Annotated in this window: 24 protein-coding genes and 1 pseudogene; 17 read left to right on the forward strand and 8 right to left on the reverse strand. The window is 62.5% G+C overall.

What is annotated here, in order from left to right; genetic code table 11:
* The first annotated feature begins 57 nt into the window (after positions 1-57).
* Complete coding sequence (locus tag NL154_RS14380; protein ID WP_221155646.1) at positions 58-990, forward strand: endonuclease/exonuclease/phosphatase family protein; 933 nt, start codon at positions 58-60, stop codon at positions 988-990.
* On the opposite strand, the gene NL154_RS14385 is transcribed toward NL154_RS14380, so the two are convergent.
* Positions 946-2,859 carry an ABC transporter ATP-binding protein gene (locus tag NL154_RS14385; RefSeq protein ID WP_210630457.1) on the reverse strand — a complete coding sequence of 638 codons (1,914 nt, stop codon included), beginning with the start codon at positions 2,857-2,859 and terminating at the stop codon, positions 946-948. The genes NL154_RS14380 and NL154_RS14385 overlap by 45 nt on opposite strands.
* A 160-nt stretch (positions 2,860-3,019) precedes the next feature.
* On the opposite strand from NL154_RS14385, the gene NL154_RS14390 reads away from it, so the two are divergent.
* Positions 3,020-3,250, forward strand: coding sequence for a CopG family transcriptional regulator (locus tag NL154_RS14390; RefSeq protein WP_210630456.1), 231 nt, complete (start codon positions 3,020-3,022; stop codon positions 3,248-3,250).
* A gap of 106 nt (positions 3,251-3,356) precedes the next feature.
* Here NL154_RS14390 and NL154_RS14395 read toward each other — a convergent pair whose 3' ends face one another.
* Complete coding sequence (locus NL154_RS14395; protein ID WP_221146961.1) at positions 3,357-5,213, reverse strand: ABC transporter ATP-binding protein; 1,857 nt, start codon at positions 5,211-5,213, stop codon at positions 3,357-3,359.
* Between the two features lie 384 nt (positions 5,214-5,597).
* On the opposite strand from NL154_RS14395, the gene NL154_RS14400 reads away from it, so the two are divergent.
* Positions 5,598-6,059: a tRNA (cytidine(34)-2'-O)-methyltransferase gene (locus NL154_RS14400; protein ID WP_221164419.1), complete on the forward strand. Its 462-nt coding sequence runs from the start codon at positions 5,598-5,600 to the stop codon at positions 6,057-6,059.
* A 195-nt stretch (positions 6,060-6,254) separates the two neighbouring features.
* Positions 6,255-7,901, forward strand: a complete 1,647-nt coding sequence (locus NL154_RS14405; protein WP_221158085.1) for a Na/Pi cotransporter family protein — start codon at positions 6,255-6,257, stop codon at positions 7,899-7,901.
* A 3-nt stretch (positions 7,902-7,904) separates the two neighbouring features.
* Here the strand turns inward: NL154_RS14405 and NL154_RS14410 are convergent, their stop codons facing one another.
* Positions 7,905-8,165, reverse strand: a complete 261-nt coding sequence (locus tag NL154_RS14410) for a hypothetical protein (protein WP_064804101.1) — start codon at positions 8,163-8,165, stop codon at positions 7,905-7,907.
* 168 nt (positions 8,166-8,333) lie between these two features.
* On the opposite strand from NL154_RS14410, the gene hemF reads away from it, so the two are divergent.
* The 3 genes from hemF to NL154_RS14425 all read left to right on the forward strand — a co-directional run bounded on the left by hemF (position 8,334) and on the right by NL154_RS14425 (position 9,909).
* Positions 8,334-9,245: an oxygen-dependent coproporphyrinogen oxidase gene (gene hemF, locus NL154_RS14415; protein ID WP_210630452.1), complete on the forward strand. Its 912-nt coding sequence runs from the start codon at positions 8,334-8,336 to the stop codon at positions 9,243-9,245.
* Positions 9,246-9,347: 102 nt separating this feature from the next.
* The gene (locus NL154_RS14420) at positions 9,348-9,611 is read left to right on the forward strand and encodes a hypothetical protein (protein ID WP_221146960.1); all 264 of its coding nucleotides are present in this window, start codon (positions 9,348-9,350) and stop codon (positions 9,609-9,611) included.
* Positions 9,612-9,723: 112 nt separating this feature from the next.
* Entirely contained in the window at positions 9,724-9,909 is a 186-nt protein-coding gene (locus NL154_RS14425; RefSeq protein ID WP_221146999.1) for a DUF1059 domain-containing protein, read from the forward strand.
* Positions 9,910-9,979: 70 nt separating this feature from the next.
* Here the strand turns inward: NL154_RS14425 and NL154_RS14430 are convergent, their stop codons facing one another.
* The 3 genes from NL154_RS14430 to NL154_RS14440 are packed head-to-tail and all read right to left on the reverse strand — an operon-like array spanning position 9,980 to position 12,500.
* Positions 9,980-11,233, reverse strand: a complete 1,254-nt coding sequence (locus NL154_RS14430) for a CCA tRNA nucleotidyltransferase (protein ID WP_434732845.1) — start codon at positions 11,231-11,233, stop codon at positions 9,980-9,982.
* The gene (locus tag NL154_RS14435) at positions 11,230-11,880 is read right to left on the reverse strand and encodes a CoA pyrophosphatase (protein ID WP_434732846.1); all 651 of its coding nucleotides are present in this window, start codon (positions 11,878-11,880) and stop codon (positions 11,230-11,232) included. The genes NL154_RS14430 and NL154_RS14435 overlap by 4 nt, the downstream gene beginning before the upstream one ends.
* The gene (locus NL154_RS14440; protein WP_221165338.1) at positions 11,877-12,500 is read right to left on the reverse strand and encodes a DUF1285 domain-containing protein; all 624 of its coding nucleotides are present in this window, start codon (positions 12,498-12,500) and stop codon (positions 11,877-11,879) included. Before NL154_RS14440 ends, NL154_RS14435 begins: the two co-directional genes overlap by 4 nt.
* A gap of 158 nt (positions 12,501-12,658) precedes the next feature.
* Here NL154_RS14440 and NL154_RS14445 point away from each other — a divergent pair, with 158 nt between their 5' ends.
* From NL154_RS14445 to NL154_RS14465, 5 genes are read left to right on the forward strand one after another with little or no spacing between them, the layout of a single operon-like run.
* Complete coding sequence (locus NL154_RS14445; protein ID WP_210630447.1) at positions 12,659-13,669, forward strand: AAA family ATPase; 1,011 nt, start codon at positions 12,659-12,661, stop codon at positions 13,667-13,669.
* Positions 13,670-13,682: 13 nt separating this feature from the next.
* Positions 13,683-14,603, forward strand: a complete 921-nt coding sequence (locus NL154_RS14450) for a DUF58 domain-containing protein (protein WP_210630446.1) — start codon at positions 13,683-13,685, stop codon at positions 14,601-14,603.
* Positions 14,600-17,413, forward strand: a complete 2,814-nt coding sequence (locus NL154_RS14455) for a DUF4159 domain-containing protein (protein WP_221146957.1) — start codon at positions 14,600-14,602, stop codon at positions 17,411-17,413. The genes NL154_RS14450 and NL154_RS14455 overlap by 4 nt, the downstream gene beginning before the upstream one ends.
* A gap of 1 nt (position 17,414) precedes the next feature.
* Positions 17,415-19,487: a hypothetical protein gene (locus NL154_RS14460; RefSeq protein ID WP_434732847.1), complete on the forward strand. Its 2,073-nt coding sequence runs from the start codon at positions 17,415-17,417 to the stop codon at positions 19,485-19,487.
* A 4-nt stretch (positions 19,488-19,491) separates the two neighbouring features.
* Positions 19,492-19,908 (forward strand): GNAT family N-acetyltransferase, encoded by a 417-nt coding sequence (locus NL154_RS14465; RefSeq protein WP_210630443.1) that lies wholly within the window; start codon positions 19,492-19,494, stop codon positions 19,906-19,908.
* Here the strand turns inward: NL154_RS14465 and NL154_RS14470 are convergent, their stop codons facing one another.
* Positions 19,909-20,472, reverse strand: a complete 564-nt coding sequence (locus tag NL154_RS14470; RefSeq protein ID WP_210630442.1) for a GNAT family N-acetyltransferase — start codon at positions 20,470-20,472, stop codon at positions 19,909-19,911.
* Positions 20,473-20,690: 218 nt separating this feature from the next.
* Between NL154_RS14470 and NL154_RS14475 the strand changes: the two are divergent.
* Positions 20,691-21,700 (forward strand): annotated as a pseudogene (locus NL154_RS14475) (glutathione S-transferase family protein).
* A 34-nt stretch (positions 21,701-21,734) separates the two neighbouring features.
* Here NL154_RS14475 and NL154_RS14480 read toward each other — a convergent pair.
* Positions 21,735-22,211 carry an NUDIX domain-containing protein gene (locus tag NL154_RS14480; protein WP_430961399.1) on the reverse strand — a complete coding sequence of 159 codons (477 nt, stop codon included), beginning with the start codon at positions 22,209-22,211 and terminating at the stop codon, positions 21,735-21,737.
* A gap of 73 nt (positions 22,212-22,284) precedes the next feature.
* On the opposite strand from NL154_RS14480, the gene NL154_RS14485 reads away from it, so the two are divergent.
* The 4 genes from NL154_RS14485 (at position 22,285) to NL154_RS14500 (ending at position 25,447) form a co-directional block, all read left to right on the forward strand.
* Complete coding sequence (locus NL154_RS14485) at positions 22,285-23,193, forward strand: metallophosphoesterase family protein (RefSeq protein WP_210631583.1); 909 nt, start codon at positions 22,285-22,287, stop codon at positions 23,191-23,193.
* 158 nt (positions 23,194-23,351) lie between these two features.
* Positions 23,352-23,912 (forward strand): tetratricopeptide repeat protein, encoded by a 561-nt coding sequence (locus NL154_RS14490; RefSeq protein WP_210630439.1) that lies wholly within the window; start codon positions 23,352-23,354, stop codon positions 23,910-23,912.
* Positions 23,913-24,096: 184 nt separating this feature from the next.
* A complete protein-coding gene (locus tag NL154_RS14495) occupies positions 24,097-24,606 on the forward strand; it encodes an RNA polymerase sigma factor (protein WP_210630438.1) in 510 nt (169 codons plus the stop codon).
* Between the two features lies 1 nt (position 24,607).
* Positions 24,608-25,447, forward strand: a complete 840-nt coding sequence (locus NL154_RS14500) for an anti-sigma factor family protein (RefSeq protein WP_210630437.1) — start codon at positions 24,608-24,610, stop codon at positions 25,445-25,447.
* Positions 25,448-25,602: the final 155 nt, after the last annotated feature.

The raw sequence follows: 25,602 nt of genomic DNA on the forward strand, positions 1-25,602 counted from the left end.
CAAAAGCCACCGTGTTAGGCGCAACCGCAACGATGCCAGCCAGCCGGACCCGAGCGGATGAGAGACACGATCTTTTGCGTAATGAGCGTTCTCACAACCCTCGTTCTCGCTATCATCTCGCTGCGCTATGCCAAAGATTTCTATCTGCTTTCTCTTTTTTATAGCTTCCAGATCCATCTGGCAGCGGCCGCAGCAGTGGCCTCCGGCATAGCCCTCCTCTTCAAGCGCCATTGGTACGCGCTGCTGACACTTGGCGCATCGATGGTTCTCGCCGTCCACGGCATCGTGATGGCGCGTGAATTCGTCGAGCCTGAGGTAGACGAGAGCCGCCCTGCTCTCTTCAAGCTGATGTCCTTCAATATAGAGAATGACAATTTCGCAAACGGCGCTGATATCGCCGACATGGCGATCGGATCCGGCGCCGACGTCGTCAACATCCTCGAGGCCGAACCGGTATTGTCCGAATTGCCGCGACTGCTGAAGACATACCCCTATTACGTCGGCTGCGGCGTCGGCATGGAGCAATGCGATACGCTCGTCCTGTCGAAGCGCCCGCTGATCGAACCTCGCATCCGCAGCCTCGGCCTGCTGTGGCGCAACCGGCTGACGATCTCGACGATCGATTTCGACGGCCAGAAGGTCAACTTGCTCGCCGCGCACCTGACCAAACCCTATTATGACGAATTCCACGGCCTGGAAGTCGAAGATCTCGCCGAGATTATCTCTTCGCTACCGGGACCGCTCGTGCTTGCTGGTGATTTCAATACGTCGATTCTGGCGCCGGATGTGCAGTATCTCATGCGCAGCCAAGGCTTGGGCACAGCATCGCTGGAGCCTGCGACATGGCCGATCGCCGCCGGCCCGCTCGGCATTTCGATCGATCACGTCTTCAGCAAAGCGCCCCTGCGGCTGAAATCGGTCCGCCGCATCGAGAACAGTTTCGGATCAAACCATTTTGGCCTCATGGCGGAATTCGTCCTCGATCCTTGAGCCTGCATCCTCGTCGGACGCGAGAAATCCGCCGGACTGGCGTGCCCAGAGTTCCGCATAGAGCCCGCCGCGGCGAAGCAGCTCGTCGTGGCTGCCCTCCTCGATAATCCGGCCAAGGTCGACGACGATCAGCCGGTCGAGCGCGGCGATCGTCGAAAGCCGGTGGGCGATTGCGAGCACTGTCTTTCCCTCCATGATCCGATGGAGATTGGACTGGATCGCTTCCTCCACTTCCGAATCGAGCGCCGACGTCGCTTCGTCGAGAACCAGGATCGGCGCGTCCTTCAGCATGACTCGCGCGATGGCGATGCGCTGCCGCTGCCCGCCCGATAGTTTGACGCCGCGTTCGCCGACATGCGCATCGAAACCTCTACGGCCCTGCTGATCCTGCAGGCGCGCAATGAAGTCCACAGCTTCGGCGCGTCGGGCCGCGTCGACCAGCCGCTCCTCGCCGGCATCCGGTCGTCCGAACAGGATATTGTCGCGCACGGAACGGTGCAGCAGCGACGTATCCTGGCTGACGACGCCGATCTGCATCCGCAGCGATTCCTGGGTCACGGCCGATATATCCTGACCGTCGACCAAGATGTGGCCGTCCTGGATGTCATAGAGGCGCAGCAGCAGATTCATCAGCGTTGATTTGCCGGCGCCCGAACGCCCGACGATCCCGACCTTCTCGCCCGGGCGGATGGTCAGGGAGAAATTCTCGACGACGGGCTGCTGACCCTTGCCGTAGCGGAAGGAGACATTGTCAAAGCGGACGCCGGGCTGGCGGATCACCAGGCTCTTCGCATCCGGCCGATCGACGAGCCCGAGCGGCTGCGAAATCAGTTCGGCGGCGTTCTGAATGGTGCCGAGATTGCGCATGATGCCGTTGAACTGCGTCATCAGCCTGCCGAGCAGGAAATTCAGCCGGAGCACCAGCGCCAGCGAGAACGCCACCGCGCCCGAGCTGACGAGGCCGCGCAGCCAGAGATCGACGCTCAAGCCCGCCATCGTCACGATCATCAGGCCGGAGAGCAGCGCCATGGAGGCCCTCACACCGGTAATGAACCGCGTGAAGCGCATCACCGTGTCCTGATAGATATCGAAACCTTGGCGCATGTAGCGGTCGCTCTCTTCATCGCGCGCGAACAGCTTCAGTGTCTGCATATTGCTATAGGCGTCGACCATCCGGCCGTTCAGCATCGATCCGGCCTCCGCCGTTTCGCGCGAGTGATGGCGGATCCGTGGGACGAAGTGGCGGGCAAGCAGGCTGAAGGCGCCAAGCCAGAACAGCACGACGGCGGCGAGCGTAAAGTCCAGCCTGGCGACGAGCACCAGCGTCGTTACCGCATAAATTCCGACAAACCAGACGCTTTCCATCAACGAGGTGACGAGATCCCCGGTTGCCTGGCCGGCCGACCAGACCTTGGTGACGATACGCCCGGAGAAATCGCTCTGAAAGAACGACAATGATTGCCTTGAGACATGGAGATAAGATTGCCAACGTGCTAGATTGTAGAAGCCCGGCGTGATCACCTGCTGATCGACGAGGGCAATCAGGAAGGCAACGACGAAGCGCACGAGCCCGATGAGAGCGAGCATGCCGAACAGCTCGCCGCCATGGGCCGCGATAAGACCGCTCCAGCCGGCGCCGGGCGCAATACTAGCGAGAATATCGACGAGGCGTCCGACGAACCAGAAGAGTGCGGCCTCGATTGCCGCCGACGTGCCGCCGAGAATGAGCATGGCGATGAACGGCATCTTCGCCTGGCCGATGTAGAACCAGATGAAACCGAGCGTAGCGCGCGGCGGCTGCAAGTCGTCGCGCCGGCGGAACGGATCGATCCAGGTTTCAAACAGGCGGAAGAGGGGTCGCAGAAACATGCAAGCGATATAGGCGGATTGAGGGGAGTGGCAAAGGGAATGAAAAGCGGACGCAACCTTATATTTTGGTAATAGACGATAACATCGGCGGCATCGCCATTGATTGCCCCCGAACCCGTCACAATCTGACGATAGGATCGCGCTTAACCGGAGAGACGTCATGGAAACGAAAATGCTCGATGCGCATATTCCGCTTCCGCTTGCAGAAAGGTTGGATGCCCTGGCTCTCGACCTGGCGTTGCCGCGCGACGAGATCGTCATCGAGGCTATCGCCGCCTGGCTCGACAGCGAGGAGCGCCGCCGCATCGTGGCGCTGCGCACGATCGCGGCCGCCAACAGCATCGTCGTCGTCGGACATGACCGCGTGATCGACTGGGCCGACAGTCTTTGAAAAGAACGCCGGCACGAGCGCATCCGGTCTTCGACAATCGTCTCGCGAGCACAAATCATCGAAATCATGAAAATGCCCTCCCCGCTCACGCCGGGAGGGTCGATTCTTATTCCGCGGCCTCTTCCGCCTCTTCGGCATGATCGGAGAGGAAGCCGCCGGACTGGCGGTTCCAGAGGTCGGCGTAGATGCCGCCGCTTCCGATCAGTTCGGCGTGCGAACCGGCCTCGACGATCCGCCCCTTGTCGAGCACGATCAGCCGGTCCATCTCCGTCAGCGTCGAAAGCCGGTGGGCGATCGCGATCACCGTCTTGCCCTCCATCAGGGCGAAGAGGTTTTCTTGGATCGCCGCCTCGACTTCGGAATCGAGTGCCGAGGTTGCCTCGTCGAGCACGAGGATCGGCGCATCCTTTAGGAAGACGCGGGCGATCGCGATCCGCTGCCGCTGACCACCTGAGAGCTTGACGCCGCGCTCGCCGACCTGCGCGTCGAGCCCCTGGCGGCCCTGCATGTCAACGAGCCCTTCGATGAACTCCCAGGCATTGGCGCGTTTGGCCGCTTCGATCACTTCGGCGTCGGTGGCCTCCGGCCGGCCATAGGCGATGTTGTCGCGGATCGAACGGTGCAGCAGCGAGGTGTCCTGCGTCACCACGCCGATCAGCGAACGCAGGCTCTCCTGCGAGACGCCTGATATATCCTGCCCGTCGATCGTGATGCGGCCGGCCTCCAGGTCATAGAAGCGCAGCAGCAGGTTCATCAGCGTCGTCTTGCCGGCGCCGGAACGACCGACCAGACCCACCTTCTCGCCTGCCTTGATGTCAAGCGACAGATTGTCGATGACACCCTTGCCCTTGCCATAGTGGAAGCGAATGCGATCGTAATGGATCGCCCCCTTCTTGGCCGTCATTGCGGGCGCATTCGGCTGGTCGATGATGTCGTGCTGCTTGCTCATCATCTCCATGCCGTCATAGACCGTGCCGATATTCTCGAACAGCGCCGAGACTTCCCACATGATCCACTGCGACATGCCGTTGACGCGCATGGCAAGACCGATGGCGATGGCGATCGCTCCGACCGAGATCGCCCCGTTCAGCCAAAACCAGATCGACAGGCCCGAGACGACAAAGAGCGCGACGCAGTTGTTCAGGTAGACGCTGATATGGAACAGCGTCACCTTTCGCATCTGCTTGTGCACGGTCTGCAGGAACTCGTCCATGCCCTGTTTGGCATAAATCTCCTCGCGTCCCGCATGCGAGAACAGCTTGACGGTTGCGATGTTCGTATAGCTGTCGACCACGCGGCCCGTCATCATCGAGCGCGCATCCGCCTGCTGGGCCGCGATCTTGCGAAGCCGGGGCACGAAGTAAGAGACGATGCTGACATAGACTGCGAGCCAGATGAGGATCGGGATCATCAGCCGCCAGTCGGCCGCGGCAATCACGATGATCATCGTCAGGAAATAGCTGACGACATAGACGAAGACGTCGAGGATCTTCATCACCGTTTCGCGCACGGCAAGCGAGGTCTGCATCACCTTGGTCGCGACACGCCCGGCAAACTCGTTGGCGAAGAAGGTCATGCTGTGGCGCAGCAGGAAGCGGTGCATCTGCCAGCGCGCCATCATCGGATAATTGCCGAGCAGCATCTGGTGCATGATGAGGGAATCGAGCCCTGCCGCCAGCGGCAAGCCGACCAGCACCAGAGCCGCCATCCAGAACAGCTTGTGGCCTTCCGTCTGCAGGAAGGTGGCGCGATCGGCATTGGTCAGCCAGTCGACGATGTCGCCGAGGAACTGGAAGAGCGCCACTTCGCCGATGGCAATCAGCGACGTCAGCACCGCCATCAGGCCGAGCCACGGCGCTGCCGGCTTGCTGTAATGCCAGCAGAAGGCAAAGAGACCTTTCGGGGGGGCGACGGGCTCCTCGCTCGGAAAGGGATTGAGTCGCTGCTCGAACCAGCCAAACATGAAATTGCTCCGAAACATCACCGTTCCGGCTCCCGGCTTCGCGCCATCCCGGCGCATGCAAGCACATATGGGAACCGGACGTTCAAGGGGCGAGGCTGAAACAGCCGCACAATGGATCAAAAGGGAAGTTTTAGAAAAAAGCCCGCTCTAGCGGTGCCATGTCGCCTTGATCGGCATCACGGCAGGAAAGCGCGTAATGAGCAAAATATTCATGCGGCCCTCCCTGCTGGCGTTCGAAGATGTGCATGCATAACGCGAAAAGTGCGAAACTTCCAGACCTGAACTGGCGCAAATAGCACGTTTTAGGGCCAAACCGCGTCCTGTTGCGCCGAAATCACAGTTGTATTAGGCCTCCCCGCGTCTAAACGAACAAGCGGCGTATACATGGCGAACCTCAGACTTGCACTTTATCAGCCGGACATTCCCGGCAATACCGGCACGATCCTGCGCCTTGCAGCCTGCCTCGGCTTTGCCGTGGATCTGATCGAGCCCGCCGGCTTCGACGTCTCCGACCGCAACCTGAAACGATCGGGCATGGATTATATCGCCGCCGCCGCGCTGACCCGCCACGTCAGCTGGGACCGCTTCGAGACCTGGCGCGCCACATCAGGCCGGCGCCTGATCCTCGCCTCGACCAAGGCCGCCGACCGCTACACCGACTTCGCCTTCCGCCCGGATGATGTCCTGCTGTTTGGGCGCGAAAGCGCCGGCGTGCCGGATCACGTGCACGAGAGAGCCGACGCCCGCATCCTCGTTCCGATGGTCGAAGGCCAGCGGTCGATCAATGTCGCAATCTCGGCGGCCATGATCGTCGGCGAGGCGATGCGCCAAACCGTCTGGGCTTGATCGGCCGCTGTCTGAACGGATTGCCGAATATATCAACAAGTGTCGGAAATCGACATTGTCAATCGATCAAACCGGCGTATATTCATTAGCCGGACAATCAAAGCCCCCGCACGATCTTCACAATTTCAATAACTTGGGAAGATTGGCCATCAGGCCGATGCCCATAGACTGACGAAAGCAGAATAAAACAAGAAAATGGATTCTACGATCATCATGATCAACCTGTTCGGAGCCGTGGCGCTGCTGCTGTTCGGCCTCGCGCAGGTGAAGGACGGCGTGTCCAGGGCCTTCGGCGCCCGGCTGAGAACGGGGCTGGCGACCGGCACGCGCGGCGGCCTTCGCTCATTCCTGTCGGGACTTGTCGCGACCGTCGCGCTGCAGAGCTCGACGGCAACAGCGCTGATGACCGCCTCCTTCGTCGAACGTGATCTGATCAATCCGCGCATGGCCCAGCTCGTCCTGCTCGGCGCCAATGTCGGCACGGCGATCACTGCATGGATCGTCGCGACAGGCATCGAATGGCTCTCACCGCTCCTGATCCTCTCCGGCATCGTGCTTTACCGCGGCCGCTCCAGCACCCGCCAAGGCGGCGGCGCAGCGCTGATCGGGATCGGCCTGATGCTGTTGTCGCTGCATCTCCTGAGCCTTGCGACGGAGCCGATGCGCGCCTCCCCCGCTCTCGCCGCTTTCATCAGTCTGCTGGATGGCGCTCTGCCCGTGGCGCTCCTTTTCTCGGCAGCGCTCGCCTTCGTCTCATCGTCCAGTCTGGCTGTGGTGGTGCTCATCCTATCGCTCGCCTCGGCCGGCCTGATCTCTGCCGAACTCGTCATCGTGCTCGTGCTCGGCGCCAATCTCGGCGGCGCGATACCGCCCGTCGTCGCGACGATGTCCGGGCCGGTTTCGGCGCGACGCGTCACGTTCGGCAATCTCGCCGTCCGTGCGCTCGGCTGCATCATCGCCCTGCCGCTCGCGGGCTACGGCGCGGAATTCATTCAGGTGCTGCCCTTCGGACCGTCAAAGCTCCCAGTCGATGCGCATCTGCTTTTCAATGTTCTGCTCGCCGCCCTCGCCTGGCCCTTTTCGAGGCCGCTCGCCACGCTGATGACCCGTCTGGTTCCGGATCAGGCCGAGCCGGACACGGCTCCGAAATATCTGGACGCCCATGAGCTTTCGACGCCCGTCATTGCTTTGACAAGCGCCACCCGCGAAGTGCTCGGCATCGGCGACCTCATCGAGCGCATGCTGATCCGAGTCTCCGAGGCCTTCGAAGGCAATGACTCTTCCAAGCTTTCCGAAATCGCGATCCTCGAAGAGCGTGTCGACAAGCTGCAGCAGGCGGTGAAGGTCTATCTCTCGAAGCTCGGCCGCGAGGGGCTCAGCGACGAGAACGCCCGCCGTTCGATCGTTATCATCGATTATGCCATCAATCTCGAACATATGGGCGATATCATCGAGAAAGGCTTGCTGGAGCAGATATCGAAGAAGATCTCGCTCGGGCTCAGGTTTTCCGACGACGGTCATCAGGAATTGCGTAAGCTGTTCGACCTGACGATCGACAATCTTCGTGTCGCCCAGACGATCTTCGTCACTCGCGATTTCAATCTTGCGCGTCAGATGATGGAGACAAAGGTAGAGGTCCGGCGCATGGAGAAACAGTCGGCCGAACACCATCTGGAGCGCCTGCGTGACGGACGCGCCGACAGTCTGCAGACAAGCTCGCTGCATCTCGATATGCTGCGTGACCTGAAGAGGATCAACGCCCACATCGTCTCGGTGGCGCATCCGATCCTGGATGAAAGCGGCCTTCTGATCGAAAGCCGCGTGCGTGCTGTCGCGGAGTGACGGTCAGTCGGCCGAAGGCAGACGGCGCATGGTGAATTCGATCTGGTCGCCGTCGAGCTGACGCCAGCTTTCGACCTCGGTCCAATAGGCCGCTTTCGGATATTCGTCGAACCATTCGCGCGCCTTGGCGCGGGCATCGAGGAGGCCGAGGCAATATGTCTCACGCACGAAATGGTCTTTCTTGCGGGCAGGATTTTCCGCCCGGTGTCTCGCCATTCTGCGCTTCAGGCCGTCGAAGGACGGAGGTCCTGGAATTTTTGCCATCAACCCTACCTCTGCCGAAAAGATAGTATCGAAACCCTTGCTTTGCGAGTCGAATCTCGATGCCCCGGCCGCAGCCTTGGCGAGAGGCGGCGCCACCTGCTAGATGTGGCGGGCAACAGGGAATGAGCGAGTCGCATCCTGAATGGATGCCGGCCGCGGAGGCGTGACATGGAAAGACCGGAACTGCCGATCGGCTTGCCTGCGGATATCGAAGAGAAGAAGGCGGCCGCCCGCAACTGGTTCGAAGGACTGCGCGATACGATCTGCGCCTCCTTCGAAGCCCTCGAAGACGAACTGCAAGGCCCCTTGTCCGATCAGGAGCCCGGCCGCTTCGTCGCCAAGGACTGGTCGCGTGAAGAAGGCGCCGGCGGCGGTGGCCGCATGTCGATGATGGAAGGCCGCGTGTTCGAGAAGGTCGGCGTCCACACCTCTACCGTTCACGGCGAATTCTCACCGGACTTTCGCACCCAGATACCGGGTGCCAAGGACGATCCGCGTTTCTGGGCCTCGGGCATTTCGCTGATCGCCCATCCCGTCAACCCCAATGTTCCCACGGTGCATATGAACACCCGCATGGTGGTCACAACAAGCCGCTGGTTCGGCGGCGGCGCCGATCTGACGCCGGTGCTGTCGCGCCGCCGCACCCAGGAGGATGAGGACAGCCAGCTCTTCCACAAAGCCATGGAAATCGCCTGCCGAAACCATGCCGTCGCCGATTACGATGCCTACAAGGGCTGGTGCGACGACTATTTTTTCCTCAAGCATCGCAACGAGCCCCGCGGCATCGGCGGCATCTTCTTCGATTGGCTGCATTCGAGCGAAGAAGCCGGCGGCTGGGACGCCGATTTCGCCTTCACGCGCGATGTCGGCAGGGCTTTCGCCATGGTCTATCCGAAGATCGTTCGCTCCAACTTCAACAAGTTGTGGACGGAGGCCGATCGTGACGAACAATTGATCCGCCGGGGCCGCTACGTCGAATTCAATCTGCTGTATGATCGCGGCACGATCTTCGGCCTGAAGACCGGCGGCAACGTCGAATCCATTCTCTCCTCGCTGCCGCCTGTCGTGCGCTGGCCGTGAGACTGTAAAATCTCATCGATTATTCGAACTGAGGGACCTTCATAAAAATTCAGTGAGTCCTAACTTTATATGTACGTGCGTAACAATCGGAGGAGGATTGTCATGACGACAGAAAGCGGCTCGCCTGCGTCCACGGATGTCCAGGAAACATTCCGTGCAATCGACACACCCGAGTTCCTTATCCGCATTGCCGAGAAACTGCGGGCCAAGAGTGGCTCCGATCTGCCGCTGTGCTGCTTCATCGAGCAGGTCAAGCTGCAACTGGCCGGCGGAAAGTCGCCGGAGGATCTGCAGAACGACGCAGCCAACAGCAACACGCCCGGCCATCTCTCGGATACTTTCAAAGCCTGGGCGATGCCCGACTGAACACCTTCTCCGGTCGCCACCTCCTGCCGGCCGGAACCTTCTCTTCGCACGTACATTTCATCAATCGCGTGAGAACGCGATGGCCGTTGCGTTCCAGACAGAGGAGAAAACCATGCGACTTTTCGAATGTGGCACGCTCGTTCCCGGCTGCGCCTGGCACACCCGGGCGGATAATGACGCAGAAGTGGTTCGCCGCGCCGTTGAGCACCTGAAGATTGCTCACGGCGAAACGATCATACGCGAAAACATGGTTGACAACATCAAGGCACGCATCCGCGACGAGGCCACCGCCGCCTGAGAGCGGGTGCCCGCGTCCTGGCAGCGACGACTATGACAGCGCCGCATCCACCCGATGCGGCGTATAATCCCTATTGGATGCGTTCCTGCAGCCGGGCGAGCAGTGCTGGCCGGTCAGCGGCGAAATTCTCCTCTACCCACTGGTTTTCCAGCACCGCAAGCAGTTGCCCGACGCGGGGACCGGATGCGATGCCCGCCGCAATCACATCGCCGCCATTTAGAGGAAATTGCGGCTTCTTCCAGTTCACGGCCTGATCCAGGAGCTTGCCGAGCCGCGCGGAGCGCGCCATTTCGCCAAGATCGCCTTCGGCCTTGCCGCGCGCAACGCCGAGCGCCAACTTCAGCCGCGTCGTGATACCGTCCGCGCCGTTGCGGTAAAGCAGTCGCTCGAAGGCGGCCGGCGATATCTCGTCATTGACCGGTTCCGCTTTCGCCCAGGCCGTCAGGGTGGCGGCTTCCGCATTCGAGAGCTTCAGCCGGGCCGCAAGCGCCGTGAGCCGCGCCGCATCGGGCGGCACGATCGCCGCAAGGCGCAGCAGCGGATCGGGCGTCCAGCCGAGCGCCTTTTCGGTGGCAACGAGAGAAGGGATTGCATCGATCCCCCACCGCTCCGATTCCGGCAGGATTTCCGTCAGCACCGCCACCTGCCGCATCCAGAGCAGCGCCCGGCCGGGATCGCCGGCACCAAGCAGCTTTCTAAGCTCCGACCAGACGCGCTCGGCCGAGAGCGTCTTCAGTTTCGAACGCGCCGCAGCACAGGCTTTCAGACCCTCGGGATCCGGCCGCCCGGAACCGTAATAGGCGAAGAAGCGGAAGAAGCGCAGGATGCGCAGATAGTCCTCGGCGATACGCCTTGCCGCATCGCCGATGAAGCGGATTTTGCGCGTCTCGATGTCCGCAAGCCCGCCGACGAGATCCACCACCTCGCCCTTGGCATCGGCATAGAGCGCGTTGATCGTCAGGTCGCGCCGTTCGGCATCGGCCTTCCAATCGGTGCTGAAAGCGACCTTGGCGCGGCGTCCGTCGGTCTCGACATCGGTACGCAGGGTCGTCACCTCGAAGGGCTTGCCGTCGATGACGAGCGTCACCGTGCCGTGCTGCAGCCCTGTCGGCACCGCCTTGATGCCGGCCACTGCTGCCCGCTCCATGACAATTTCGGGCGCCAGCGTCGTGGCGATGTCGATATCGCCGACCGGCAGGCCCATCAGGCTGTTGCGCACCGCGCCGCCAACCACCCGTCCTTCCCCGTCATCGGTATTGAGAAGTGCCAGGACCCGGGCGAGCGCCGGATCGCGGAACCATGCCTGGTCGGCAATGCCGGTCATGCGTAAAGCCTTTCGTAGAGCGTGCGGACGATGCCGGCGGTGATGCCCCAGATCATTCTGGTTTCATAGGGCATGCGGTAGAAATGCCGGTCGATGCCGTCGATCACGCGCCTGTCGCGGTTATGATTGGCCGGATTCATCAGGAAGGAGAGCGGCACCTCGAACACGTCGTCCACCTCGGCCGGGTTCGGCGTCAGCGCGAAACCCCGCTTGACGACGCCGAGCACGGGCGTGATGCGGAAGCCGGTCGAAGCGAGATAATTCGGCAGCCTGCCGACTGTCTCGACGAAGGAACCGGGCAGGCCGATTTCCTCCTCCGTCTCGCGGATCGCCGCCATTTCGGGCGAGATATCGGCCGGATCGATCGAGCCGCCGGGAAAGGCGATCTGACCGGAATGTTTGCGCAGCGTCGCCGTGCGCTTGGTGAAGATCACCCGCGCTTCCTCGCCGTCGTCGACGACGGGCACGAGCACGGCGGCATCGCGCAGCTTGAAGGTCGCAATCTCCTCCACGATATCGGGGTTGAGGATATGGTCGCCGTGATCACGCCAGGCATGGTCCACCGGCCCGCCATTCTGATCGAGCGCACGGCGGCGGAATTCAGCTGCTGAGAACAGCGGATAACGTTGGGTGATCGCATCGTTCATCGGGAAAGCGCATCCAGTTCGTCGGCCGGCATGACGGGAAAGACCTCGCCGGCGGAGCGGACCGCAAACATCGCCCGCCCCTCCACGTCGAGCGTCTCGCCGAGTGCCGCCAGTTCATACATCACCGCACGCGACACCAGCGCCTCCAGCCGCCCGCGCACATGCAGATAGGGTTTCAGTTCGGCATTGCCGCCCGCAATGGCAAAGCGCAGCCGATGCCCTCCTCCCGCCTCCACGACATCACCGACATTGGTGCGGAATGTCAGTACCTGTTTGCCCTCCCGCTCCGTCACGCTCATCTCCACGGCGACGAACGGCGCGTCCACGACCCTGATCCCGACCTTTTCCACAGGAGTTACGAGATAGGTCTTTTCGTCCTCGTCCTTGCGCAACACCGTCGAAAAAAGCCGCACCAGCGCCGGCCGGGCGATCGGCGTGCCCATGTAGAACCAGGTGCCGTCGGCCCTGATCTCCATGTCGATATCCCCGCAGAAGGGCGGATTCCACCGTTCGACCGGGGGCAATCCTCGTTTTTTGCCGGCGGTTTCCTGCGACGCGCGCGAAATCAGCGCGGCAAGCCCCGCCGCATCCGCCTGTCCGCTGATTTCTTCGGCTGCCATTCTTCCGTCCCGGTTTGTCCTTAACGAAGTGAAGTCACGAGATAGTCATTCGTAACGAACTTGTCAGCCCGTCGCATCTCCATAACTCTATCGAGTATGAGGCAGATGTATAAGTCCGCCGATTCGCTGCCGAATGATTTCAGCCGTTGGAGATGCCCGTGGGTATGATGAAGACCGAAGCCAGCCTCGATGAAAAGGCGATCGTCGCCGCCGCCGAAAGGGCGCTCTCCGATATCGCTGCCATCCGCGGGGAAGTCTCCAAAGTGATCTTCGGTCAGGAGAGCGTCGTCGAGAACACCATCCTCGCCGTGCTATCAGGCGGCCATGCCCTGCTCGTCGGCGTCCCCGGCCTTGCCAAGACCCGCTTGGTGACGACACTCGGCGAGGTGCTCGGCCTTGCTGCCAACCGCGTCCAGTTCACGCCAGACCTGATGCCTTCCGATATTCTGGGGTCGGAGGTGATGGATCAGGACGACAGCGGCCGCCGTTCCTTCCGTTTCGTCAAAGGCCCGGTCTTCGCCCAGCTCCTGATGGCCGACGAAATCAACCGCGCCTCGCCGCGCACTCAGTCGGCGCTTCTGCAGGCGATGCAGGAATATCACATCACCATCGCCGGCCAGCGCTATGACCTGCCGGCTCCCTTCCATGTGCTCGCCACCCAGAACCCCCTGGAGCAGGAAGGCACCTATCCTCTGCCCGAGGCCCAGCTCGACCGCTTCCTGCTGCAGGTCGACGTCAACTATCCCGAGCTCGCCGCCGAGCGACAGATCCTGCTCGAGACCACAGGCCTCGGCGAAACCCGGCCAGAAGCCGTCATCGATGCGCAACGGCTGATCGAAATCCAGGCACTGGTGCGCCAGATGCCGGTGAGCGAGACGGTCGTCGACGCCATCCTTTCGCTGGTGCGCTCCGCCCGCCCCGGTCAGGGGAATGCCTCGACCGACAAGAACGTCGCCTGGGGTCCGGGCCCGCGCGCCGGCCAGGCGATGATGCTCTGCGCGCGCGCCCGCGCGCTCTACGAGGGCCGCCTCGCCCCGTCCCTCGATGATATCTTCGCGCTTGCCGAACCCATTCTTCAGCACCGCATGGCGCTGACCTTCGCCGCCCGCGCCGAAGGCATGTCGGTGCGCGACGTCATTGCCGGCCTGGTCAGGCAGGCAAAGGGATAAGGAAGCCGGACGCGTGGCATCTATCGGACAGACCGTCAACCCGACGTCAGGCAGCGATGCCCTCTCCCGCGCCAGGCAGCGGGCCTCCCTGATGCCGGACTGCCTGGTGGAAGCCAAGCGCATCGCCAATACGGTGATCGCCGGCTGGCACGGCCGTCGCAAACGCGGCATCGGCGAGAATTTCTGGCAGTTCCGGCCCTATGCAGAGGGCGAGAGCCTGTCGCGCATCGATTGGCGCCGCTCTGCCCGCGACGACCATACTTATGTGCGCGAGCGCGAATGGGAAGCAGCGCACACCATCTGGCTCTGGTGCGACATGTCGCCCTCGATGATGTACAAGTCGAGCTACGGCAGCGTCTCCAAGGAAAGCCGGGCGCTGGTCGTCATGCTGGCGCTTGCCGAAATCCTTGCCCGCTCCGGCGAACGCATCGGCTGCCCCGGCATCATGGAACCTGCCTCCACCCGCAATGCCGCCGAACGCCTCGCAGCCGCGCTCATGCACGCGCCGCTGACCGGCGGACTGCCGGAAACGGGAATGATCCGCGGCTGGAGCGACCTCGTGCTCATCGGCGATTTCCTCGACGACGCTCCTGTTATCATGGAGCGGCTCGGTCCGCTTGCCCGCCGCGGCCTGCACGGCCACGTGGTCGAGATATCGGACCCCGCCGAAGAGATCTTTCCCTATAGCGGCCGCACCGAATTCATTGATCCGGAGACGGGGGCCAAGCTCATCTCCGGCCGCGCCGAACACATCCGCGAGACCTATCGCAACGCCTACCTCGCCCGCAGGGAGAGCCTCGGCCAGTCGCTGCGCCATCTCGGCTGGACCTTTACGACCCACCGCACCGATCATCTTGCCTCGGAGGCGCTGGTCGCGGTCCACATGTACCTCTCCGGCATGCCGGCCAAGGCAACGCATGGAGGGCTGCTATGAACGCCCTCCCCTTCGCTTTCGCCTATCCCGCCATTCTCGGCGCCCTCATCGCCTTGCCGGTCATCTGGTGGCTGTTGCGGCTGACGCCGCCACGTCCGAAAACGGAGGTCTTTCCGCCGCTGAAGATCCTTGCGTCGGTGCTGAAGCGCGAGGAAACGCCGGCGCAAAGCCCCTGGTGGCTGACGCTGCTGCGCATGCTGCTCGCTGCCATCATCATCCTTGCGATTGCCGATCCGGTCTTCAATCCGCGCACCAATTCTCTGGCATCGGGCGGCCCGCTCGTCCTCTTCGTTGACAACAGCTGGGCGGCAGCACCCGATTGGGAGCGCCGAGTCCAGACCGCCGACGCGCTGGTGGACGATGCCGAATCCGCCGGCACGCCGGTAGCGATCGCCTTCACCGCCGATCCGACCAACGATGCCGTGCCCGGCACCGCAGCCAGCGCCCGCGACAAGCTGCGGGCTGCCGAGCCGCGGCCGCTGGTTCCCGATCGCGAGCGCGCTTTCCAAGCGCTGCGCGCGGCGCTCAATGGCGTCAAGCCCGGCACTCTCGCCTTCCTGACCGACGGCGCCGCCGCCAAGGCCGATGATCCGACGGTGCGCAGGCTCGCCGAGCTCCAGCCCGCCGATCTGCGCCTGATCGAGGGCGATGCCACGAAGACGGTTGCCGTCACCGCGGCCAGCAATGCGGCCGACGCCATGACCGTAAAGGTCACACGGCTCGACAGTTCGCGCCCCGCATCAGTGGCGCTGAACGCCGTCGATGCCCAAGGCCGCTCGATCGCCAACGGCAGGGTGGATTTCCGTCCCGGCCAGAGCGTTGCCACGAGTTCGATCACCGCTCCCTTCGAGATGCGCAACGATTTCGCCCGCATCAGCGTCGACAACGGCGCGACGGCAGGCGCGGTCCACCTTCTCGACGACGCGTTCAAGCGCCGCCGCGTCGTCCTCCTGTCCGGCACCGGAGCCGATGAATTCCAGCCGCTGCTCTCGCCGCTCTACTACATCCAGCGGGCGCTGCAGCCCTATGCGGATCTCATCCAGCCCACCGATTCCGATCTGGCCGTCGCCATACCGAAGCTTCTCGCCAACAACCCTTCGATCATCATCATGGCCGATATCGGCCGCCTGCCGGAGGAGACCTACGAACCTCTGACACGCTGGATATCGAATGGTGGCATGCTCCTGCGTTTCGCCGGCCCGCGCATGGCGGCGGCACCTGCCGACGATCCGCTCATTCCCGTCATCCTACGCCAGGGAGAACGAGCGCTGGGCGGGACCTTGTCCTGGAGCGAACCGCAATCGCTGGCCGAATTTCCGAGCATCGGCCCCTTCGCGGGCATACCGCGTCCCGCCGATGTCGTCGTCAAACGGCAGGTGCTCGCCGAGCCGACACCCGACCTTGCCGAACGCACCTGGGCCAGCCTCGCCGACGGCACGCCGCTGGTGACGATGAAGCAGCTGGCATCCGGCCAGATCGTCCTCTTCCACGTCACCGCGGAAGCGACCTGGTCCGATCTGCCGATCTCGGGCACTTTCGTCGATATGCTGCGTCACCTCCTGCAGATATCGCGCTCAGGCGGTGTGACGTCCGAGGCACGCAGCAGCGCGCGTGTCTCCGAGACCCTTCCGCCCTACCGCATGCTGACGGCCAAGGGTGTGCTCGTTTCCGAGACTGGCTCGGCGCGACCTCTGATCCCCAGGGCCGGAGCCGAACCGACGGCGAATTTCGACAATCCGCCCGGCCTCTACGGTTCGGAAGATGGTTTCACCTCATTGAACGTGCTGCCCGAGAACGCCGAACTGACGCCGCTCGATACCGCTGGAACCAACGCCGTGCGCGAAGGCTTGATCGGTGGCGAAAGCTGGTCGGCAAAGCCGGCTCTTTTCCTGGTCGCCTTTCTGCTGCTGCTCGCCGACAGCCTGATCGTCCTCTTCATGAACGGCGCTTTCTCGCGATTGCGCCCGGCCGCTCGCGCCGTGGGCGTGATCGCCGTCGTACTCGGCGCAGGCTTCCTGCTGCAGCCCGGCACACTTCACGCCAACGACTCCCGGCCCGATGACGACCTCATTCTGGAGAGGCTTGACAACACGCATCTCGCCTATGTCGTCACCGGCGAGCAGGAAGTCGACAATATATCCGAGCGCGGCCTTGAGGGCTTGACCCAGTTCCTGACCTTCCGCACGACGTTGGAGCCGGCGCCGCCCGTCGGCCTTGACCTCACCAGGGACGAACTCACCTTCTACCCGATCATCTATTGGCCGGTTTCGGCAACGGCGCCCATGCCGTCATCGGCCGCGATCAGCCGCATCGACGCCTATATGCGCAACGGCGGCACCGTGCTTTTTGACACGCGCGACCAGCTCAGCGCTCTGGACAATGGCGGCAATGTCAGCGCTAACGGCCAGCGGCTGCAGGAAATCCTCGCCAATCTCGATATACCGCCGCTCGAACCGGTTCCATCGGATCACGTGCTGACGAAATCCTTCTATCTCCTGTCGAGCTTTCCCGGCCGCTATGCCGGCAGCCCGCTTTGGATCGAAGCCCGCCAAGGTGGCCGCGAAACGACCGAAAAATCGGCGGCGACGGCCGACGGGGTTTCGCCGATCCTGATCACCGGCAATGATTTCGCCGGCGCCTGGGCAGTCGACGAAAACGGCACGCCGATACTGCCGACCGTGCCCTCGGATGAAGGGCAGCGTGAATATGCCTACCGGGCCGGCGTCAACATCATGATGTACATGCTGACCGGCAACTACAAGACGGACCAGGTTCATGTTCCCGACCTCCTCGAACGGTTAGGGCAATGAGATGACCTTCGATTTCTCACCCTTCCTGCCCTGGCCGATTCTGGCCGCACTGGTCGTCGTCAGCGCTCTTATCGCCGCCTTTGCGATCTGGCGCGGCATTCGCGGCGCCTGGATCAGGACACTGGCCGCCCTCGCCCTGCTGACCGCCCTTGCCAATCCCGTACTGCTGCAGGAGGATCGAGATCAGCTGTCGACGATCGTCCCCGTCATCGTCGACCGGAGCCAGAGCCAGCAGACGCCCGAGCGCATGAAGATGACCGATGACGCGCTTGCGGCGTTGAAAGGGCAGCTTGCCCGCTTCCCCCAGATAGAACCCCGCTTCGTCGATGTCGAAGGCGACGTCAACTCCGACGTTCCGTCCACCCGCCTGTTCGACGCGCTGGCAGCCAACATCGCCGACGTCCCATCCGCCCGCATCGGCGGCGCCATCATGCTGACAGACGGCGAAGTCCATGATGTCCCGGCCGCCAATCAGGCGCTCGGCTTCGATGCGCCGATCCATGGTCTCGTCACCGGCAAGCCTAAAGAATTCGACCGTCGCATCGAAGTCATCAAGGGACCGCGCTTCGGCATCGTCAACGAGGAGCAGCAGGTCGTCCTGCGCGTCTTCGACGATGGTCCGAGCCCCGGCGGCACGGCCGACGTCACGGTGAAGCTGAACGGCGACGAGATCGCTACCTTGCAGGCAACGCCCGGCCAGGATACGCCTTTCTCCTTCAAGGTGCCGGCTGGCGGCAGCAACGTGCTCGAATTTTCCGTCGCCGCGCTTCCCGGCGAAGTCACCACCGCCAACAACCGCGCCGTCCACGTCATCGACGGCATTCGCCAGAATCTGCGCGTCCTGCTCGTCTCCGGCGAGCCGCATGCCGGCGAGCGCGCTTGGCGCAACCTCCTGAAATCCGACGCCTCGGTCGATCTCGTTCACTTCACCATTCTGCGTCCGCCGGAAAAGCAGGACGGCACGCCGATCAACGAGCTGTCGCTGATCGCCTTCCCGACGCGTGAACTGTTCATCGACAAGATCAAGGATTTCGACCTGATCATCTTCGACCGCTATCAGGACCGCGCCAACGTGCTGCCAATGCTTTATTATGACAACATCGCGCAATACGTGGAGAACGGCGGCGCGCTGCTGATCGCCGCCGGTCCGGAACATGCGAGCCCAGAGTCGATCGCAATGACGCCGCTCGCCTCCGTGCTGCCGGCAGAGCCGACTGGCCGGATGATCGAAAAGGCCTTCTATCCTCGCCTCTCCGAGGAAGGGCGCAAGCATCCGGTCACGCGCGGCTTGGACGGCTCCGGCGAGGACCCGCCGCATTGGGGCCGCTGGTTCCGCAGCGTCGATGTCGAACGGCCGCAGGGCGAAACGATCATGGTTGGCGCCGACAACCATCCGCTGCTGGTGCTGAACCGCGCCGGCCAAGGCCGCGTCGCCATGCTGCTTTCAGATCAGGGCTGGCTCTGGGCGCGCGGCTTCGAAGGCGGCGGTCCAAATGTCTCGCTGTATCGCCGCATCGCTCATTGGCTGATGAAGGAACCGGCGCTCGAGGAAGAAGCCTTGACGGCGCGCGCCTCCGGCCGAACCCTTGAAGTCACCCGCCAGACAATCGGCGACAATCCCGGTAACGCCACCGTGCGTTATCCCTCCGGTAAGACCGAAACCTTGCCACTCACCCAGACGGAACCCGGGCTCTACAAGGCCGAGAAACGCATGTACGAGGTCGGCCTCTTTGAAATCCGTAACGGCAAGTTATCGACGCTTGTGCACATCGGCGCCGTCGATGCGCCGGAATTCAAGGCAATGATCTCGACGACCGATGTGCTGAAGCCTGTCGTTGACAGGAGCAAAGGTCTCGTGACCCGTGTCGCCAGCGAAAAGGGCGCGATCAGCGTTCCGCCGATCCTGCCGGTGCGCGGCCAGATCCGCGTCTCCGACAACGAGCGTATGATGATCCGCATGACCAACGAAACGGTCCTGAAGGGAATCAACACGTTGCCGCTCTTTGCCGGCTTCGCCGGCGTCGGCATCCTGCTGCTCGCTTTCGGCGCCATGTGGTGGCGCGAAGGGCGATAGTCGCATGCCGGAATTCGAGCTTACGGCATCGCCTTCGGCTGTGGAGCTCGCGGCCATCACCGATGCACTCTCGGCCTTCAATAACAGCGATGTCGGCCCTTCGGACCGCCAGCCGCTCGCCGTCCTCGTCCGCGATACCGACGGCAAGGTGACCGGCGGCCTGTCGGGATTTACTGCCTGGGGCTGGCTCTTCACCCAAATGCTTTACATCCCCGATACGCTGCGCGGAACGGGCATAGCCGGCAGGATCCTCGCAAAAGCGGAAGACGAGGCCAAGGCGCGAGGATGTCGTGGCGCCTGGATCGATACCTTCAACCCGCAGGCTCTCCGCGCCTATCTGCGCCAGGGTTATGAAATCTTCGGCGAGCTTGAGGATTTCCCGGAAGGCCGCACCCGCAGCTTCCTCCGGAAAAATCTCTGATCATCCGCGCCAGGCGATTATGCCTTTCAGCCGCTCGTGCACACCCTCGGCGATCGGAACGACCAGCACCCGGCCGGGATCGACGGGACCTGGAAAGGCAAGCGCGTTATAGGCCACCTTCTCGAAGCCGAGCGGACCGTAATAGGGCGGATCGCCGACGAGGATGACGGCTTCCGAACCCTTGCGCCGCGCAGCTTCCACCGCGATCCGCACCAGTTCTCGGCCGATACCTATGTTTTTGTGCGAGGGTCGAACGGCAAGCGGGCCAAGAAGATGTCCCTTCACCGTGCCGGCCAGCACCGGCGTCATGCGCACGGAGGCGATCGTCTCGCCGTCGTCAGCGCAGATGAAGGAGAGCGACAGGTCGTGCGGCCCCTGCTCGCGGATACGCGCGGCCGCCCGCGCGAAGCGGCCCGGACCGAAGGCTTCTTCATTGATATGTTCGATGGCGGCGTCGTGGGACGCGTCTTCGGTGAGGTAGACGAGATCGTGCTTGTACATGATGGCAGAAACCGGTTGGACGGATTGATGGGTCTCGAACACGCCTTCGGCGTTCGGGAGCATCAGCGTCGTCGCGGGTTTCTGGAAATGAACATCAGGCAGGCGTTCCTCAAATCGTGAAAAGGCCGATAGCAGGAAAAATTTCCGCCGTCCAACGCAAAATGCACACCCGATCCTGCTGGCGTGGGGGGCGTGACGCACTGTTCAATCTTTACCACCTGCAAAGCCCCACTATCTCAGCTAACTTCGATTCCAACACGGCAATCAAGGGAATGAAGATCATGGGAATGCTTGTGGACGGCGTCTGGCACGACATCTGGTACGACACGAAGGAGAGCAAGGGGCACTTCAAACGGCAGCCCTCGCAATTTCGCAACTGGGTGACGGCGGACGGCGAGGCCGGGCCTTCCGGAAGCGGCGGCTTCAAGGCTGAGGCCGGGCGGTATCATCTCTATGTCTCCCTCGCCTGCCCCTGGGCCCATCGCACCTTGATCTTCCGCAAGCTGAAGAAGCTGGAGGAGCTGATTTCGGTTTCTGTCGTGGATCCGCTGATGCTCGAGAATGGCTGGGAGTTCAAGATCGGTGACGGCGCTGCCAGCGACCATCTGTTTGGCGCTGGGACGCTTTGGCAGATCTACGTCAAGGCGGATCCGCACTATTCCGGCCGTGTCACCGTTCCCGTCCTCTGGGACAAGCAGACCGGCACGATCGTCAACAACGAATCGGCCGAGATCATCCGCATGTTCAACAGCGCCTTCGACGGGCTGACGGGTTCGAAGGCCGATTTCTATCCGGAGGATCTGCGTGCCGAGATCGACATGCTGAACGCCACCGTCTACGACACCGTCAACAACGGCGTCTACAAGGCAGGCTTTGCCACAACTCAAGAAGCTTACGAGGAAAATGTCGGCAAACTATTCGAAACACTCGACATTCTCGACGAACGCCTGGGCAAGGGCCGCTACCTTTTGGGCGACAGATTGACGGAGGCCGATTGGCGCCTCTTCACCACACTGGTGCGTTTCGACCCGGTCTATGTCGGCCACTTCAAGTGCAACATTCGCCGCATCGCCGATTATCGCAATCTGCCGGGCTATCTCAGGGATCTCTATCAGACGGCAGGCGTTGCCGAGACGGTAAACCTGCAGCACATCAAGCAGCACTATTACCGCAGTCACAAGACGATCAATCCGACCGGCATCGTCCCGGTCGGCCCGGCGCTTGATCTCGACAGCCCGCATGGCCGCGCTACAGCGCCGCGCGTCTTTTAGACGCGCAAAGGACGCTGTAGAACTTTAAATTGCTGCAATGCGGCCTAAAGCTTCTCACCAGCGGTGGTCGGGTTCCTGCTCGCCCCGAAGCTCGGCGAGGCGGCGATGCGTCGCCTCGGTCGTGCCCTCGGGCAGGCTGTCGAGCGAAAAGAACCCGCTGTCGGAAATCTCCCAATCCGGCGGCCGCGGCGCCGTCTGCTCGACGGTCACGCGATAGAATACGACGTGGTCGCGCCGGGTGGTCGTGGTGTTGAAATAGACTTGGACCAGCCGAGGTTTCCCGATGATTCTGAGGTTGCCCTCCTCGCGCAGTTCCTTGACCAGCGCTTCTTCCGCCGTCTCGTTGCGCTCCAGCCCGCCGCCGGGCATATGCCAGCCGCCGATATAGCTGTGGCGCACGAGGAAGATCCGGCCGTCCGCATCGAAGCAGGCGGCCCTGACGCCCATCGTCATGCCGCGGGCGAAGGAGAAATAGACATGCAGCAGGCGCAGGGCCAGCCTGATGTGAGGGGGCCGCTTCTCTTTATCCACCTTCGTCCCGTTTCGGCTCTTCGTCGCGCCGGATGTGTTTGATTTGTCAATAAGCTGGTCTATGTCTCGTAGCATGTTCAAGCTCGCGCATATTTCCGACGTCCACCTCGGACCACTGCCCCGTCTTTCCATTCAAGAGCTGTTTTCCAAACGCATAACCGGCTTTGTGAACTGGCATCGAAATCGACGCAAGCACCTTTTCGCCAGCACGCTGGATCTGCTGCTCGATGACATCCGCGCCCATCAGGCCGACCATTTGGCCGTCACCGGCGACCTCGTCAACCTGGCGAGCGGCATCGAGATCCGCGCCGCCGCCGCCTGGCTGCGCGTGCTTGGTGATCCCGCCGACACCTCGGTCGTTCCGGGCAATCACGACGCCTATGTGCCGGGCGCTTACGAAAAGTCGATGCGCGCCTGGTACGATTATGTCCGCGGCGACCTCGCCCCGCCGCAATGGCAGGAAGACCGCCGCATCTTTCCCTATCTGCGCGTCCGCGGCAAGGTTGCGATCGTCGGCTGCTCCACGGCCGTCGCCACGCCCCCCTTCGCAGCCTCCGGCTTTTTCAGCGCCCGCCAGGCCCGCGATACGGTGAACATGCTGCGTGCGGCCGGCGAAGCCGGTCTCTTCCGCGTCGTCATGATCCATCATCCGCCGATCCGCGGCGCCACCGCCTTCTACAAACGCATGATCGGCATCCGCCGCTTCGCGGCCGTGATTTCGACCGGCGGCGCCGAGCTCGTGCTGCATGGCCACACGCATCTGAATACGCTGCACTGGCTGCGCGGCCAGGTGCAGCCGGTGCCAGTCGTCGGCATAGCATCGGCCTCGCAGGGACCGGGCAGCATTAAGCCGCCGGCGGCCTACAACCTCTTTTCCATCGATGGCTCTCCGGGCGCCTGGGAACTCACCGGCAAGCGCTTCAGCCTGAACCGGACAGGCGATGCGATGATGCCGGAAAGCGTCGATATTTTCGCCCCTTAGCGCTGGCTTCGGACTCTTTTTATGCAGTAGGTGAATCAATCTCGGAAGGCCCTTTGCCACTGTCGCAACATTTGCCACGGAGGCGGCCTACCCTCTTGGTATTTTTGCCGGTAAGCGTACAATCCGACCGACTGCATTGCCTCAGAACGGAGCCGCCAATGACTTCCCCCTTCCATCGCCCGTGCAGAACAACACTTGCCGCCGGCTTTGCCTTCGCCATCGCGACGGCCGCTTTCGCCGTCGGCGACAGCAACGACGACACCAATCCGCCGCCGAAGACCCAGACGACCAAAACCTGCACCGGCGGCAAGGTCTGGGACAAGGCCAAGAAGGAATGCGTCACCCCGAAGAAGAACAGCTTCAACGATGACGATCTCTATAAGTTCGCCCGCGAATTCGCCTATGCCGGCCAGTATGAGAATGCCATCGCCGTGCTCAACCTTGCCCGTAGTCAGAACGACCCGCGGATTTTGAACTATCTTGGCTATGCCAACCGCAAGGCCGGCCGCATGGAGCTCGGCATGTCCTATTACCGCAAGGCATTGAAGGCGGATGAGAATTATATTCTCGCCCGCTCCTACATGGGCATGGCGCTGGTGGAACAAGGAGACATCGAAGGGGCGCGCGTCCAGCTCGTCGAAATTCGCGACCGCGGCGGCGAAGACACCTGGGCCTACCGCGCGCTGCTGCAAAGCTTGAACGGTTACAGGACATATTGACGCAAGCTTTGCGGTCTAGATTAGGAAAACCCCTTGGGAAGGGGATAAGGTGACCGAGTGCTTGCGAAGTGCAGTGGATTTGCTTCATAAAGCATCTGCATCCCCGGTGCCGACAAAGCCGGTTTCGCGTCCGATGGCGAAGCTTTCGTCCGCGAAGCCATTGTGAATGCTTCTTGGATAGACAATGCGTCAGCCCGCAACGACCATCGACCTCCGGCGTGATCTCGTCGGCCTTCTGCCCCACCTTCGCCGCTTCGCGATCACGCTCGCGGGCGAAGCCGGCGTGGCCGACGAACTTATCCAAGCCGTTTGTCTGCGTGCCATTGCCAAGGGGCACCAGTGGAATGGCGAAGGCCGACTGGAAAGCTGGATATACACGCTTGCCCGTCAGCAGTGGACGGAGGACAGCCGCAAGCGGAAGCCGAAGGCGTCGGCACGCGGCAACGTCACCGACATCCGAGAGGCTGCCCGTGAACGCTCGGCCTCGGTCGATCCCGACGCCATCCATCACATGATCGCCGAAATGCCGGACGGCGTTTCTTCGGTCTTCCTGCTCGTCGATGTCGAAGGACATAGCTATCAGCAGGCGGCCGACATCATGGGAATTTCGACGGCAAGCGTCGTCTCCCAGCTTGCCACCGCAAGGCTGCATTTCGCCGGACTTGCCGGCACCCACCCCATCCACAGGTACTGAATTGCTCGATCTTAGGAAATTGCCGCTCGAAGCCCAGCTCACCGCCCTTCTCGACGGCGAGGTCTCTCCCGAGCAGCGGCACGAACTGGAACAGCGCCTGGCAAGCGACGAGAATGCGCGTCGTCTGCATGAAAAGCTGCGCCATGGCGCCGATTTCGGCCGCCGCCGCCTCGACGATGTCCTGAAGGAGCCGGTGCCGCTCGCCCTCGTCCGCTCGATCAAGAGCACCCAGCCGCCAAAGACGCCGATCGCCCAGCGCGCCATGCGCCCCCAGGTGAAACTGGCCCCGAGCGGCCCGCAGGCGCTGGCAGCCGCTCTTATCCTCTTCGTCGTCGGTTGCGGCATCGGCTACTTTGCCGGCACCACCCCCGATGCCGACGAGATCGCCACCACGACCGCCACGGCGCCTGCCAATACCAACGACTGGCTCGGCGACGTCACCGCCTATCAACGCCTGCTGATCCGCCAGCCCCGTCACCTCGTCGAAGTGCCGGCATCACAGGCCGAAGAAATCTCCAGCTGGCTGACGACCGCCATCGGCGTGCCTTTCCGTGTGCCGGATCTCAGCACCGAATCCTGGACCTTCCAGGGTGCCCGCGTCATTCTCGGCGACAATCGCCCCGTCGGTCAGCTCGTCTATTCCAACAGCGACGGCGACATCATCTCCATCTGCTTCCGCAAGGACGCGCAGCCGCCTGAAACCGACGACTTCAAGGAAACGATCAAGGACGAGATTGGCCTGGTGACCTGGCACAATGCCGGCACCTCCTATGTTCTCGCCGGCCCCTCCGCCGAAGCCACCCTCGGCCAGCTCGCCATGAAGATCGCCACGGCGATCTGATCGGCAGATCGACGATTTGACGCGATAGGGGAAATCGACGTTCAGCGCCAGCGGCCCCCTCGTCCGCCTGCCGGCACCTTCTCCCCACTGGGGAGAAGAGACTCGCGGCGACGGTCTCGGTTTCCCCCTCTCCCCGGCGGGGAGAAGGGGCCGTA

The organism is Rhizobium sp. YTUHZ044 (assembly GCF_051123975.1).
GTDB lineage: Bacteria > Pseudomonadota > Alphaproteobacteria > Rhizobiales > Rhizobiaceae > Rhizobium.

Bases quoted from the DNA above. Each gene is read 5' to 3' on its own strand.
- hemF (WP_210630452.1), top strand. From the start codon at position 8,334: ATGGAAAGACCGGAACTGCCGATCGGCTTGCCTGCGGATATCGAAGAG.
- NL154_RS14410 (WP_064804101.1), bottom strand. From the start codon at position 8,165: ATGGCAAAAATTCCAGGACCTCCGTCCTTCGACGGCCTGAAGCGCAGA.
- NL154_RS14430 (WP_434732845.1), bottom strand. From the start codon at position 11,233: ATGACCGGCATTGCCGACCAGGCATGGTTCCGCGATCCGGCGCTCGCC.
- NL154_RS14465 (WP_210630443.1), top strand. From the start codon at position 19,492: ATGCCGGAATTCGAGCTTACGGCATCGCCTTCGGCTGTGGAGCTCGCG.
- NL154_RS14390 (WP_210630456.1), top strand. From the start codon at position 3,020: ATGGAAACGAAAATGCTCGATGCGCATATTCCGCTTCCGCTTGCAGAA.
- NL154_RS14440 (WP_221165338.1), bottom strand. From the start codon at position 12,500: ATGGCAGCCGAAGAAATCAGCGGACAGGCGGATGCGGCGGGGCTTGCC.
- NL154_RS14435 (WP_434732846.1), bottom strand. From the start codon at position 11,880: ATGAACGATGCGATCACCCAACGTTATCCGCTGTTCTCAGCAGCTGAA.
- NL154_RS14420 (WP_221146960.1), top strand. From the start codon at position 9,348: ATGACGACAGAAAGCGGCTCGCCTGCGTCCACGGATGTCCAGGAAACA.
- NL154_RS14455 (WP_221146957.1), top strand. From the start codon at position 14,600: ATGAACGCCCTCCCCTTCGCTTTCGCCTATCCCGCCATTCTCGGCGCC.
- NL154_RS14460 (WP_434732847.1), top strand. From the start codon at position 17,415: ATGACCTTCGATTTCTCACCCTTCCTGCCCTGGCCGATTCTGGCCGCA.
- NL154_RS14485 (WP_210631583.1), top strand. From the start codon at position 22,285: ATGTTCAAGCTCGCGCATATTTCCGACGTCCACCTCGGACCACTGCCC.
- NL154_RS14385 (WP_210630457.1), bottom strand. From the start codon at position 2,859: ATGTTTCTGCGACCCCTCTTCCGCCTGTTTGAAACCTGGATCGATCCG.
- NL154_RS14405 (WP_221158085.1), top strand. From the start codon at position 6,255: ATGGATTCTACGATCATCATGATCAACCTGTTCGGAGCCGTGGCGCTG.
- NL154_RS14470 (WP_210630442.1), bottom strand. From the start codon at position 20,472: ATGCTCCCGAACGCCGAAGGCGTGTTCGAGACCCATCAATCCGTCCAA.
- NL154_RS14380 (WP_221155646.1), top strand. From the start codon at position 58: ATGAGAGACACGATCTTTTGCGTAATGAGCGTTCTCACAACCCTCGTT.
- NL154_RS14395 (WP_221146961.1), bottom strand. From the start codon at position 5,213: ATGTTTGGCTGGTTCGAGCAGCGACTCAATCCCTTTCCGAGCGAGGAG.
- NL154_RS14490 (WP_210630439.1), top strand. From the start codon at position 23,352: ATGACTTCCCCCTTCCATCGCCCGTGCAGAACAACACTTGCCGCCGGC.
- NL154_RS14400 (WP_221164419.1), top strand. From the start codon at position 5,598: ATGGCGAACCTCAGACTTGCACTTTATCAGCCGGACATTCCCGGCAAT.
- NL154_RS14425 (WP_221146999.1), top strand. From the start codon at position 9,724: ATGCGACTTTTCGAATGTGGCACGCTCGTTCCCGGCTGCGCCTGGCAC.
- NL154_RS14495 (WP_210630438.1), top strand. From the start codon at position 24,097: ATGCGTCAGCCCGCAACGACCATCGACCTCCGGCGTGATCTCGTCGGC.